The sequence below is a fragment of the Legionella sp. W10-070 genome (assembly GCF_900640175.1).
GTDB lineage: Bacteria > Pseudomonadota > Gammaproteobacteria > Legionellales > Legionellaceae > Tatlockia.
In genome coordinates this window covers 84,117-97,907 of the sequence record NZ_CAAAJC010000001.1, presented here as the reverse complement: position 1 = coordinate 97,907, position 13,791 = coordinate 84,117, and the positions used below count along the sequence as shown (strand labels likewise).

Below are 13,791 nucleotides of genomic sequence, written 5' to 3'. Positions count from 1 at the left end.
CTCCAAGTCCGGTTTGGCATCCGGGTTTTAAAAATTAATAGGCTTTAACCGGTGAAACAAAACCTTGTGGCTTTAATGCTAATAGCGAACAATCAATTTTCTGTAAGATATTTTCTGCCGTATTACCGATAATAAACCCGGAGATGCCTGTACGTGCTACCGTACCCATTACCAGAATATCAATTTCTTTATCTGTAATGAATGAAGGAATAAGTTCCTGGGGGTCGCCTTTTAACTGGTTGATATGATACTTTTCGCCAATAGATGCTTCTTCAATCAGTTGATTTAATATCCTCGCATAAGAGGCTTTTTCATTGGCAATAATCTTGTCTAACTCTTCCCTGGATGTTTTTACCCAGACATTGTCACGCAGGTAACTTTCAAAAATAAAGTTCCAGCAAGAGATAATATGCAGCGGTTCGGCGTGATTTTGCATGAGGGAATAGGAAAGCTCTAATAAATTGACTGCCAGATCATGGGCTGCAGGCTCATCTGCATTGGGATCAATAGCTACTCCTACGCGAGCTTCTTCCTGTGAATGTTTAAAAGGCCGGTACAGCAAGACAGGGGATGGGCATTTTCGCAGTAGCTCCATATCGAGAGCCTTAAAACCCTTTTGATTATCAACGGACTCTATTTCTTTAATCAGCAGATCATGTTTTTGTCTAATAATATGGCGAATAATACGAATGTCAGGTGTACTGCCGGATTCGACTTCAATTTTAATGTCCAGTTTTTTCTTACTATAATTGAGTTCAGCTTTCGCTGCTTTGATAGCTTTATTGATTCTGTCAATTAGTGATTCCTCATAAGAGGCTTGATATTCCTGGAGATTGTCAGGAAAGGGCGGACAAACTATCAGTATACTTAGTTGAGCTTGATTGTTATGGCTCAGTTTGATGGCTTGCTTTAATGATTCTTGTTCATCCTTAATTCCATGACTTACAAATAAGATATTATGAAAACGCTGCATGCTTATCCTCCTTGAGCAAATCTTTAGTGTTTAATTATAGTCTGGCTTTCATTTCGGTGTTTGGACTTGAGGCTTTCTTTAAGACCAGAAAGCCTGCCAGGCCGGAGATAAAAGATCCGATAACCACACCAATCTTAACAAGCGGTATCAAGTTTAAGGGAAACGCCAGGGAACCAATAAACAGGCTCATGGTGAACCCCACTCCACAAATTAATGCAATGCCATAGATTTGGCCGAGGTTAATATTATCTGTTCTTAATAAATGCCTGAACTTGACAAAATAACTGAGCGGCAAAAATATTCCTATCTGTTTACCCAGGAATAATCCCAAGGCCGTTCCCATCACAATCGGGTGAGCCAGCATGGGCAAGTCAATATCTATAAAGCTGACTCCGGCATTAGCGAAAGCAAATACGGGAAGAATCAGGAAAATGACCCAGGGATGGAGACTCTCCTCCAGACGGGTAAGCATTGACTCTTCCTCGTCATCAGGAATTGTCATGGCTATTACTATACCCGCAAGGGTGGCATGAACACCTGATTTTAGTACGGCAACCCATAACCCGACACCGACTACTATAAACAGGGAGAGCCGACGGCATTTGAAGTAATTCAGACCTATCAGGATCAAGGTAAATATGAGTGCCGAACTTAGTGACAGTATTGATAATTTTTTCGTATAAAATATGGCAATAATGACGATGGCTGCAATATCATCAAAAATTGCGATTGCGGTTAAAAGGATTTTCAGAGAGATAGGTATGCGCGAGCCTAATATCGAGATAATCCCCAAGGTAAAGGCTATATCAGTAGCGGTAGGTATTGCCCAGCCTCGTAAATAGGCTGGATTGTGAAAATTAAACAGGGTAAATATCAAGGCAGGGAAGATTAAACCGCTTAATGCAGTGATTGCAGGGACAATGATGTTGGTTCTGTTACTTAAAATACCCCGCTTGATTTCGCGTTTAATCTCAAGTCCTATCAGCATAAAGTAAACAGCCATCAAACCATCGTTTATCCAAAGTACCATCGGCTTGTTAATCAGGAAGTCGCCAATTTGAACACTTACACCCATCTGTAGCAGATGATCATAGAAAAAGCGGTAGGGAGAATTGGCTACCCCAATGGCGATTACAGCGGCAATAAACAATAAAATACCGCCAATGGTTTCCAGGTTATAAAATGAATCTGATTTGCTCATATGAAATTTGATTGTCCCTGCACAAGGAAGTTACTGCACCTAAGGCATTTAAGATACCTCTAGTCTACTTGTGGTTTCCAGCAATGGGAAGCGTTATTCCGGCTGGATAGGAGAAAACAGCATGTATCTATCGCAACTTTAAAACAAATTAACTGACACCGAATTTCTTCGTTACCATGCAACCAGAGGTATTAAGGTTACCAGTGGCTTGGAGAGAAGCTTTAATTTGGCGAAAATGAATTTGTATTTTCAAGTTCAGGGTTGGATTTAAAAGCCGTGGATATAATGTTTTCACAGGAACCGATACTTTTCATTAACCCACTGGCAAAAGTAGCTTGTTTCATTGCTGGAAATGCTAACACGTCTTTAATTGCGTTTTGAATTTCCTCTATAGAATCAGCAGAGCCAATAGCTTGCTTTAATGTGTTAGCCTGTCGAACCTTGAATTCTGTCATTCTTTTGTTTCTAAATATTAGGGTCATGAAATTTGCTGAGAATTTACCAGAATAGTTTATTGAGCCTCTGGACTTGATATAATTATCAAGTTCTTTTTGACAGCTTTCTTTAATATTGTTTAGGGTTATCGAACGCTGTTTTAATAATATCTTCCTCCCTTCCCTCCCTTCCCTCCCTTCCCTCCCTTCCCTAACTTCCTCAGGGGTACTTGCAACTTTTGTAACCCTGTCTAAGTTTTGAATTGCGTTGACAACATGGTTGCTCATTATCATGTCGTATTGAGCATCCCCTTTTTTGCTCGCGAAAAATGCGGAAGAAAGGGAGCGTTTGCTGGAAGCGCCTAATCTTTTATGAATATCCAGTCATATCTTCAAAATACGATTTTTCTTCGGAGTAGAAAAGTCAGGTGCGAATGATTATATTGTAGGTTTGGTGTCTTTAAACAAGGACTGTTCTTAATGATTCGAGAACGGCTGGCAGCGTTTCAATATTGGCCTCATCTGGTTACAACGGCAATTATCCTGCTGGCTTTCTCAGGCTATCGTTACTTTGCTTATTATTATACACGCTCAGATGATGCCTATGTTTCTGCCAATATAGTCAACATGGCTTCGCTTGTGGCAGGGCCTGTCAGCAAAATTTATGTCCATGAAAACCAAAACGTGAAGGAAGGGGATAAATTAATTGAAATTGATCCAAGACCCTATAAATACGCCATGGAAAAGAGACTGGCTGACCTTAATATTGCCCGGATCAATTATGAAAACGACAAGCTTGCTATTGAGGTTGCCAGGGAAAGGTTAAAGCAAAGGCAATCCTTGGTCGCCTTAAGCAGGGATCATTACCAGCGTTATGACAAGCTGGTCAAGCAAGGGGCTATCCCTGAAATTCAGCTGATTAACATCGAAGCGAAGATTAAGGAACAAGAGGCGATTGTACTTGCTGCGGCTCAGGAATTGCGTATTGCAGAACAAAAATTCGATAATAATCAAGTGATAGCGGCCAAAGCGAAGTATGATAAGGCGCGGTATCTGTATGAACATACTACCGTTGTTGCACCGGCAGAGGGTTATATTACCAACTTTAATCTGCGGCGGGGGCAATACATCAAGGTTGGCCAGGGTTTATTTGCTCTTGTTGAGACAAAGCGCTGGTGGGTCGTTACTCGCTATCGGGAAACGGCCATCAGATTAATTAAACCTGGTGATAAAGCAAGGATTACCCTGGATATGTATCCTGGCAAGGTTTTTCATGGTCATGTGAACAGTATTGGCTGGGGAATTAACCGTGTACAGGCAGGGGATGTAGCGCCTTCAACGCTGGCATACCTTGAGGCGACAGAAGACTGGATTAAGATAGCGCAACGTTTTCCGGTGCGGATTTATATTGATGATATCAGCCCGGATTATCCTCTGCGAATAGGGGCAAGTGCTACAACGACAACGTATTCTGAGAGGTAGGAAATTTTTAAAATTATCATATCCAATACCCTGGAAAACAGGGCAGCCTTGCGTACTGCCATTGCAGCCGTATCTGCCATCCTGATTTCGTTTTCACTCCACCTTGATAAGCCTTATTGGGCTGGGATGACAGTCGTGATTCTCGCTAATATTTATGTCGGGAGTATCATTGATAAAGCAATCCTGAGAATCGTGGGTACGGTAATTGGGGTCTGGGTCGGCTTCTTTTTGGCAGGCATGGTAGCCAATAGTTTTTTGCTTTATCTTTTGGCTAATTTGATTCTTATTACAGTGGCTGTTTACTATTACAACTTTAGCCCTCACGCTTATGCCTACTTGCTGGGAGCGCTGGGGGCTTTTATTGTTATTGCACAGTTGGCAATTAACCCCGGGGATGCATTCTATGTTGCAATCTGGCGGCCTGTAGAGATCGGGATTGGGGTTTTGGTTTCTGCCGCAGCGGCATTTTGTCTTTTCCCCAATAATATACGCGATAACCTTAATCAGGAAGTTTCGCTAATTTTTGATTTGTTAAGTAATCTTTTTGAACAATTAAATCAGATGATCCTTACAGGAGAACCATCTTCTTCCCAGATTGCAGCTGATAATCTCCAGCTTAAAAAAAAATTAAAAAAATCCACTGAAATGATTGGTTTCATGCGGCGTGAGCTGGGCATAAAACGAGAGAAAATAGACCAGTTCAGGCTGTTGCTTGATTTATTTTATAATCTGACGCGAACGGTCACCTATTTTATTTCATCTTATGAAAGGCCAGAACAATGGAGCTTGCTCCTGCAGCAACAGGTACATGAGGTTTTTCTGGCGATTCACTCTGATCTGAATTCTTTGAAAGAGGCATTTTATTCAGATACCCCAGGGACTGGTGTTTTGCAGACATCAGTAGCTGTGGAGGTATTAAACGAGATGATAAAAACCAAATCAATTGCTCCGTTTGAAGAATTGAAGCCTTGTCTTGAGCTTATGCCGATACTGCAACAGACTAACGCTATCCTGATTGGTCTGGGTGCTGTTTTACTCAGTCATCAGCTATCCTTCAGGAAGGAGAAAAAATTCATCAGCGGACAACAACAGGCAAGCAAGGATCCTGATGTTATCAAACATAGTATCAAGGCAGGTTTGGCTGCAGTTCTTGCTCTTGTTTTTTGGCTTGTAAGTGATTGGCCTGGGGGGTTAAACGGGATTGTCAGCAGTGTAATTATTTCTATCAGAAAGAATCTGTTTGAAATGAAAAACATCAGTCTGCATCGCTTTCTCGGCTGTATTTCAGGGGGAAGTATCGCGTTGTTTCCTTTGGTATTTTTCGCTCTGAACCTATATGCGTTGATTGTTATTCTTTTTTTTGCGGTTTGGTTTTTCAGTTATTGTTCATTTAAATACACCAGGTACAGTTACATTGGTTTACAGGCCAATATTGCTTTGATCATTGCCCTGGCGCAGGCGGGCGGGGCACCGACTGACCTGGTGCCTCCCCTGGAGAGGCTTGGAGGCATTATTATTGGCATTGCTGCCAGCTTTTTGGTGGGTAATATCCTCTGGCGTTCTCACCCGTTAACACTTCTGGTTAAAAATATAAGAAAAATAATGGATTATCTTAAACATAATATGGAAGCATTATTGCTGGAAAATAAAAAATTATACGATTTAACGGATTTATTCTGGTTAACCCGTGGCTTATTGGAATCGATGACAGACGAGCAACTGTCCTCCAAAAATGCGCTACGATTTGGCAGGGCAAAGAAAAGGTTTTCCCAATTAATTTTCATCCAATCAACGTTAGATCATATTTACCAAAGCATAGACATAGAGAAGGCTCATGATTCAGCGATAAATTTTGATATTAATCTTTATTATTTAGAGGAGAGATTAGTCGCTCTCTATAGAGAAAAAAATTTACAGAACCAACAAATTATTCAGCAACAAATGGAAGATGGATTAGAAAAAATAGATCTGACCACCGTTTATCAAAATGCCTCAGATAACACAATAAATTTCATAGACTACATTAAGGCATTGAAGCAATTAATGTTATTGCGCGCCAACTTTTAAATGTTCAGCGAGTCCCTTGAGAATGGTTTGCTGCCAGGTCTTATCTGTGTGATAATTTGCCCTTTGCATAAGACTTGGGTGAACTATGGAAGATAATAAACAAAAAGCGTTAAGTGCTGCTCTCGCTCAAATTGAACGTCAGTTTGGTAAAGGCTCAGTGATGCGGATGGGAGACAGCCAGGCAGTGCGGGACATTGAAGCCATTTCCACGGGATCTTTAGGGCTGGATATTGCCTTGGGCATTGGCGGATTACCCAAAGGACGTGTTGTTGAAATTTATGGTCCTGAATCTTCAGGGAAAACAACGTTAACATTACAGGTTATCGCGGAATGTCAGAAGAAAGGCGGCACGGCAGCATTCGTTGATGCTGAGCATGCGCTTGATCCGAGTTATGCTGCCAAACTGGGTGTCAATGTCGATGAATTATTAGTATCTCAACCAGATACGGGAGAGCAGGCTTTGGAAATCACAGACATGCTGGTTCGTTCTGCTGCTGTGGATGTGATTATTGTCGACTCTGTTGCTGCATTAACACCCAAGGCTGAAATCGAAGGTGAAATGGGGGATACCCATGTCGGCTTGCAAGCAAGGTTAATGTCTCAGGCTTTGCGTAAATTGACCGCAAATATTAAACGTTCTAATACCCTGGTTATTTTTATTAACCAAATCCGGATGAAAATTGGCGTTATGTTCGGAAATCCCGAAACGACTACAGGGGGAAATGCGCTTAAATTCTATGCTTCGGTGCGTCTCGATATACGTCGGACAGGCTCAATTAAAAAGGGTGATGAAATTCTTGGCAGTGAAACCCGTGTAAAAGTAGTTAAGAATAAAGTGGCACCGCCGTTTAAAACCACTGATTTTGATATCCTGTATAATGAGGGTATTTCCCGGGAAAGCGAAATTATTAATCTGGGCACACAATTGGGACTTATTGAAAAGTCTGGTGCCTGGTATAGCTATAAGCAGGAGAAAATTGGTCAAGGCAAAGATAATGTGCGCTTATACTTGAAAGATAACCCTCAAATTGCTGCGACATTGGAGCAGCAGATAAGAGCTGAGCTGTTAGCAGATAAGTTAGATAAGTTAGATAAGTTAGATAAGTTAGATAAGTTAGATAAGTTGCCTGCTTCAACTGATGTTGAGGAAATACTTGAGGGTATTGATGGCTAAAGCATTGGACTGTGCAATGCGCCTGCTTTCCAGGCGCGAGCATGGAGCCAGGGAGTTAGCTGAAAAATTGGCTCGGAAAGGCTATGGTCAGCTGGAGATTGATGAGGTGCTTGCTGAGTGTCAGCGCCTTGGACTACAGGATGATGAGCGCTTTACTGAGTCAGTTTGCAGGGCGCGGGTTCGTCAGGGATATGGCCCTTTAAAGATCATTCATGAATTACAGGCCAAGCAGATTGCTCGTGAATTAATTGATAAGATCCTTGAGCAAGAAAAGGATAACTGGCTTAATCATGCTTTGGCTGTATGGGAAAAAAAATACAAAAATAAAGGGGTGTTGTCCTTTGTGGAGCTAGGGAAGCGGCAGCGCTTTTTAGCATACCGTGGGTTTCCTGCCGATATTATCGCAAAACTTATAAAAGAATAAGTAATTTGGCGGGTATGTAAATAACGTGGGTTGGATAAAATTTAAACATAAATCATGAGAAGTTCAGAAATTAGACAGGCATTTGTTAATTACTTTGCTGAAAGAGGGCATCAGGTTGTTGAGTCCAGTTCTCTTATACCCGGAAATGATCGAACCTTGCTGTTTACCAATGCGGGTATGGTGCAGTTTAAAGATACTTTTCTAGGGCTTGAGCCACGGCCTTACAGTCGGGCAGTCAGTGCGCAGCGTTGTGTTCGCGCAGGCGGAAAGCACAATGATTTGGAAAATGTAGGGTATACGGCAAGACATCACACTTTTTTTGAAATGTTAGGGAATTTCAGCTTTGGTGATTATTTCAAGCGTGAGGCAATACAGTATGCCTGGGAATTTTTGACAACCGTATTAAAACTACCCGAAGAACGACTATGGGTTACTGTTTATAAAGATGATGAGGAAGCGGCAAATATCTGGTTGAATGAGATAGGTGTTTCAAATCAGCGATTTTCACGTTGTGGGGAAAAGGATAATTTTTGGTCGATGGGGGATACAGGACCTTGCGGCCCCTGTACGGAAATTTTTTACGATCATGGGCCGAGCATTGCTGGTGGCCCTCCAGGTAGCCCCGATGAAGAGGGGGACAGGTATATTGAAATCTGGAACCTGGTGTTTATGCAGTATAATCGTGATAAGGATGGTCATTTGCACCCCCTTCCCAAGCCGTCAGTTGATACAGGTATGGGACTTGAACGTATCAGTGCTGTAGTCCAGGGAGTACATAATAATTACGACATTGATAGTTTCCAGCATTTGATTCGTTCCTTGTGCAAAATGACACCAGCGGCTGATTCTGGACATGCCTCCTTAAAAGTAATTGCGGATCATATTCGTGCCTGTTCTTTTTTGATTGCAGATGGGGTTATGCCTGGGAATGAAGGTCGTGGCTATGTTTTACGGCGAATTATTCGCAGGGCAGTACGTCATGGAAATAAACTGGGTATAGATACACCTTTCTTCTACAAATTGCTGGATCCCCTTATTGAAGTAATGGCTGATGTTTATCCTGAATTAGTCAGCAACAGAGAACAGATAGAGCGAATTTTACTTCAAGAAGAGAATCAGTTTAGCCGTACGCTTGAGCAGGGTTTGCGATTATTACAAGAGCAGATTCAAGCCATGAAGGGCAAGGAAATCACCGGAGAGGTTGCTTTTAAACTTTATGACACTTATGGTTTTCCGCTGGATTTAACGGCTGATATCGCGCGTGAACAAGGCCTTTCCATTGATATGGTTGGATTTAACCAATGTATGCAGCAGCAACGTGAGTCTTCGCAATCCACCAGTCAATTTACAGCTGATTATTCGGCATCCTTGCAATTGACCGAACCCTCTGTATTCCATGGTTATGAAAAGAACGCTTTGCAATCAAGAATTTCAGTGATTCTTCATGACAATGTGAAAGTCGAGCAATTAGCCGCTCCCTCCAAAGGAGCCATCGTTCTTGAATATACCCCCTTTTATGCTGAAAGCGGGGGGCAAGTTGGCGATCGGGGGCAACTGGTTGCAGGGGACGCAGTATTTGAAGTAGAGGATACGCAGCGCATTGGCCAGGCGATTGTGCATTATGGACAAGTATTAAAAGGTAAGCTGGCAGTCAACCAGACTATTAATGCGCAGGTAGATGCTGACAGACGAAGTGCTATCCGTTTAAACCATACAGCTACTCATTTATTGCATGCCGCATTGAAAACTGTTGTAGGATCTCATGTTCAGCAGAAAGGTTCTTTGGTTGATGCTGAGCGGGCACGCTTTGATTTTTCGCATTTTGAGGCATTAACCTCCGGGCAATTGCATCAATTGGAAACATTGGTTAATGACCGAATTCGCGCTAACGATGTAGTCATGACAGAGCTTATGAGCATCGAGGAAGCAAAGCGAAGTGGTGCTGTTGCCTTATTTGGCGAAAAATACAGTGATTCCGTTCGTGTGCTGTCTATGGGTGATTTTTCCAAGGAGTTGTGTGGAGGTACCCATGCTTCTCGTACAGGTGATATCGGGTTGTTCAAAATTATCGCTGAATATGGAATAGCCAGTGGCGTTAGACGAATAGAGATGGTAACAGGTGCTTATGCCCTGAACTGGGTTACCCAGCAGTTGGATAAATTAGATACAATCGCTGCAAAATTGAAGACCACGTCCTCCCATGTGGATGAAAAGTTGTCACAATTTTTGCATGATGCAAAGAAGCAGGAAAAGGAATTAGAACGGTTACAGGCAAAATTAGCTGCAAAATCAGGAGCCGATCTGCTTTCTGAAGTACAAAAAATAGGCGAAGTTAATTTGTTGATTAAACAAATGGATAATATAGACAGTCAGGCATTAAGGACAACGTTAGATCAGTTAAAGGCCAATTTGGATAATGCAGTAATTGTATTGTTTGCAGTGAAAGAGGATAAAATGAACGTTGTTGCCGGAGTGAGCAGGAATCTGTTAGGCCAGGTGCCTGATGCTGCAGTATTGGTTAAGCATTTGTGTGGTAAAGGTGGCGGCAGAGACGATATGGCCCAAGGTGGAGGACGTGTTCCAAGCGATCTGGAGACAAAGATTTCGCAGATTAAAGCAATGATTATTGAGCACGCAGGTTAACAAGAACAAGACGGGGCGCTGAAATGGCATTGTTAGTGCAAAAATTCGGGGGAACGTCGCTTGCTACGCTTGAGCATATCAACCATGCGGCGGATATTGTAGCGAAGGCAAAGCAGGCAGGGCATAAGGTAGTTGTCATTGTCTCTGCAATGAGCGGTGAAACAGATAAGCTTATAGGCTTGGCAAACAGCATCAGTGAATGCCCGGATGAGCGGGAATATGCAGCACTTGTTGCAACTGGAGAACAGGTGTCTATGGCCTTAATGGCAATGGCACTAATTAATCGGGGTATTCAAGCCCGCTCTTATACCGGTGGACAGGCAAGAATTCAGACTTGCAATCAATTTAAAAAAGCACGTATTCAGGCAATTGATACCCGGCCAATACTGACTGATTTGGAGGAAGACAGGGTAGTTGTAATTGCTGGTTTCCAGGGAACTGACAAAGATGGAAACATTACCACTCTAGGTCGGGGTGGTTCGGATACCACTGCAGTTGCTATTGCTGCTGCATTGAATGCGGATGAATGTCAAATTTATACCGACGTCGATGGCGTTTACACCACTGATCCCAGAGTAGTGCCCGATGCCAAACGCCTGGAGCAAATTACTTTTGAGGAAATGCTTGAGTTATCCAGCTTAGGTGCCAAGGTTTTACAGATTCGCGCGGTGGAATTTGCCGGCAAATATAATATTCCGCTGCGTGTTCTATCCTCATCACAAGAGGGGCCTGGTACTTTAATCACTTATCAACAAAGAAACAACATGGAAGCACCATTAGTAACAGGTATTGCTTTCAGCCGCAATGAAGCGAAAATAACATTGGCTGGTGTCCCGGATGCCCCCGGACTGGCTTCAGAAATCATGGCTAAAATTAGCTCAATCGGGGTGAATGTTGATATGATAGTCCAGCATTTGTCAGCGTGTAATAAAACTGATTTCACATTTACTGTTCATCGTGATGAATATAAGTCTACATTAAAACAATTAAATAAGGTTGTAAAAGAGTTAGGGGCTCAAGAGATAATAGGGGTGACTGATCTGGCTAAATTATCGGTAGTTGGTTCAGGACTTAAAAGTCATCCAGAGGTTGCCTCAATTATGTTTAAGACACTGGCAGCCAAAGAAATTAATATTCAATTGATTGCAACTTCGGAGATTAAGATTTCAGTGTTGATTGATGCCAATTTGTTGGATAAGGGTATCTGTGCTTTGCATGGTGTTTTCCGATTAGAGGAAGATAGTTATGATGAGTCCCGTCCTCTTTCTGTAGGGACTGAGCAGGGGGGACTGCCTCACTTGGTGAATGCTAATAATTAATTGCTATCTTGGCTATCCTATGAATGCATTTTTACAGGGGCAAGGATGAGTTTCCTCAGTGAATTTAAACAATTTGCCATGCGTGGCAATGTGATGGATCTTGCTGTTGCAGTAATTATTGGTGCAGCTTTTGGTAAAATTGTCTCCTCATTAGTGGATGGTATTATAATGCCTATCCTGGGACTATTAATGGGAGGCATTGATATCACTGATAAATCGCTCAAAATTGGCGAGGCAGTTGTCAAGTGGGGAGCTTTTTTACAAACGATTATTGATTTTACTATTATTGCCTTTGCTATTTTTTTAGCCATAAAATTTATTAATATCTTACAAAATAAACGGGATAAGGAACCGGAAAAGCTCACCAAAGAAGAATCGATATTAATTGAAATCAGAGAATTATTACGCGCTGATATAAACAACAGGAATAAAGAGTAAAGCAGCTGTCGCCTCACATATTTATGTGGAGAAGCAATTTGCACATCATATTGCATGGCTACTGCAACTTCACTCAAGTTAACGCTTCTAACAGTACTGGAGTTTGGACAAACCTCGATCTACTACGAGCCCGTGACCGTGGGCGAGCCCGCCCGAACCCGGTTAATCTGATTTTTGAGCCAATTTGGTCAGCATCATAATGATTCGAATCAGTAATTCGCGGCCTTTCTGATAGTTGTCTTCATGTATAATATCTAATCGTTTAGCGACATCAAGTATTGCGGCAGTTTCTGTGCCTGATCGTTTTGCCATACGATAAAACCTACTTTTTTCATTGGTGGAAAACTCACCCGCACCTTCTGATAGACATCCAGTTTTTCAAAATCAAAATGGTTCATGGTTGGATTTCCTTATGATATGTGTTGGACTGTTGGATTGACTTCCTTAAAGGCATAAAAACAGCTATACAAAGCAAAATTTTCTGCTCAGAAAAAAATAAATTGCAGTATGGATGCTGCCTTATGCTGGAAGAGATTGTACCTATTTTTAAAAATTTCCGCGATAGAGTTTATCGCTTTTTTCCCTCGAGACGAGACGCAGCGGCTCAACAACGTGGGTTTCATTTGTTTGCAGTAGATTGCACACCAGAGCCTCGCATTTTCTCACCGACTTTGGAAGACAGAAGTTATGTGTATGCGCCCAACGCTGTTTGTGGAAATAAACCAGTGACTATTGGCCATAAATACAGCATTGCGGCTTACTTGCCTGAAAAGCCGGATGCGAAGACACCACCATGGTTAATCCCTCTGGCATGCACACGTACTGATACCACTCAACATGCTGAATTGGTTGGGATGGAGCAAATTTCTGCCTGTATAAAATCAAGAAGCGTGTTCACAAATCAGCTCTCTGTTTCACTGGGCGATACAGCATACAACAGTCCATTGTGTTTAGGCATTGCAAAAAACAATGTAAATCAGGTGCATGTTAGTCGCTCAAGAAATAACAAGAAGTTTTTTTATCCATATACCCCAGGCGAGATAACAGATATTAAAAAACGTGGACGCCCAAAAGCCTATGGTGATATTCATCAACTAAATGACCCAGCAACGTGGCGCGCCCCAGATGAATCCATTGAGTTTTCACAGATGAGTGCTAGAGGAAAAGTACACATCATAAAAATTGACTGCTGGAATGAGGTCATTATGAAGGGAAAAAAGGGTAGCAAACTATCTGATTACCCTTTGCGATTATTTGGGGGATATTCAAATAAAACGAACACGTCATCCCATCGTTAAAAAGTGGAAAAATACAACTGTAACAGAGAAAATGATCGCATAATCAGAGAAGTTGTGCTAAAAAATAAGGCAGCTCGGGTTCGGGCGGGCTCGGGCTCGCCCACGGTCACGGGCTGTATTAGATCGAGGTTTGTCCAAACTCCAGTAACAGTAAGCAAGGCTCTCGCATATATGCACCTTTTTTAGACGAAAATATTATATGAAATACATTTGGAGTCAGTGAGTTATTTCTTATCTATCTTCGGATTTCTATTTTTTTGTCCCGTACAAAGCGACCGCACTTCATCAACATAACCCTTAATTTTATCTTAATGTTCATCGCTTATAGTATCAATAGC

General features: G+C 42.0%; 11 protein-coding genes and 1 pseudogene. 8 read left to right on the top strand and 4 right to left on the bottom strand.

Annotated features, from left to right (window positions below; translation table 11 throughout):
- Positions 1–34: 34 nt before the first annotated feature.
- From E1O65_RS00415 to E1O65_RS00405, 3 genes are all read right to left on the bottom strand, one after another.
- Positions 35–973 carry a universal stress protein gene (locus E1O65_RS00415; RefSeq protein WP_133131621.1) on the bottom strand — a complete coding sequence of 313 codons (939 nt, stop codon included), beginning with the start codon at positions 971–973 and terminating at the stop codon, positions 35–37.
- Positions 974–1,007: 34 nt separating this feature from the next.
- Positions 1,008–2,174, bottom strand: a complete 1,167-nt coding sequence (nhaA, locus tag E1O65_RS00410) for a Na+/H+ antiporter NhaA (protein WP_133131620.1) — start codon at positions 2,172–2,174, stop codon at positions 1,008–1,010.
- 221 nt (positions 2,175–2,395) lie between these two features.
- Positions 2,396–2,902, bottom strand: coding sequence for a hypothetical protein (locus E1O65_RS00405; RefSeq protein WP_133131619.1), 507 nt, complete (start codon positions 2,900–2,902; stop codon positions 2,396–2,398).
- 186 nt (positions 2,903–3,088) lie between these two features.
- Between E1O65_RS00405 and E1O65_RS00400 the strand changes: the two genes are divergently transcribed.
- From E1O65_RS00400 to mscL, 7 genes are all read left to right on the top strand, one after another.
- Complete coding sequence (locus E1O65_RS00400) at positions 3,089–4,090, top strand: HlyD family secretion protein (RefSeq protein WP_133131618.1); 1,002 nt, start codon at positions 3,089–3,091, stop codon at positions 4,088–4,090.
- 48 nt (positions 4,091–4,138) lie between these two features.
- Positions 4,139–6,157: an FUSC family protein gene (locus tag E1O65_RS00395; RefSeq protein WP_165474864.1), complete on the top strand. Its 2,019-nt coding sequence runs from the start codon at positions 4,139–4,141 to the stop codon at positions 6,155–6,157.
- A gap of 85 nt (positions 6,158–6,242) precedes the next feature.
- Positions 6,243–7,331 carry a recombinase RecA gene (recA, locus tag E1O65_RS00390; protein WP_133131616.1) on the top strand — a complete coding sequence of 363 codons (1,089 nt, stop codon included), beginning with the start codon at positions 6,243–6,245 and terminating at the stop codon, positions 7,329–7,331.
- Positions 7,324–7,755 (top strand): recombination regulator RecX, encoded by a 432-nt coding sequence (gene recX / locus E1O65_RS00385; protein ID WP_133131615.1) that lies wholly within the window; start codon positions 7,324–7,326, stop codon positions 7,753–7,755. The genes recA and recX overlap by 8 nt, the downstream gene beginning before the upstream one ends.
- 54 nt (positions 7,756–7,809) lie before the next feature.
- Positions 7,810–10,398, top strand: a complete 2,589-nt coding sequence (gene alaS, locus E1O65_RS00380) for an alanine--tRNA ligase (protein ID WP_133131614.1) — start codon at positions 7,810–7,812, stop codon at positions 10,396–10,398.
- Positions 10,399–10,421: 23 nt separating this feature from the next.
- Complete coding sequence (locus tag E1O65_RS00375) at positions 10,422–11,717, top strand: aspartate kinase (RefSeq protein WP_133131613.1); 1,296 nt, start codon at positions 10,422–10,424, stop codon at positions 11,715–11,717.
- Between the two features lie 45 nt (positions 11,718–11,762).
- Positions 11,763–12,155 carry a large-conductance mechanosensitive channel protein MscL gene (gene mscL / locus E1O65_RS00370; protein ID WP_133131612.1) on the top strand — a complete coding sequence of 131 codons (393 nt, stop codon included), beginning with the start codon at positions 11,763–11,765 and terminating at the stop codon, positions 12,153–12,155.
- Positions 12,156–12,317: 162 nt separating this feature from the next.
- Here mscL and E1O65_RS00365 read toward each other — a convergent pair.
- Positions 12,318–12,509, bottom strand: a pseudogene (locus tag E1O65_RS00365) (four helix bundle protein); the annotation flags it as partial.
- Positions 12,510–12,676: 167 nt separating this feature from the next.
- Between E1O65_RS00365 and E1O65_RS00360 the strand changes: the two are divergent.
- Positions 12,677–13,453, top strand: a complete 777-nt coding sequence (locus E1O65_RS00360) for a hypothetical protein (RefSeq protein WP_133131611.1) — start codon at positions 12,677–12,679, stop codon at positions 13,451–13,453.
- Positions 13,454–13,791 lie beyond the last annotated feature (338 nt).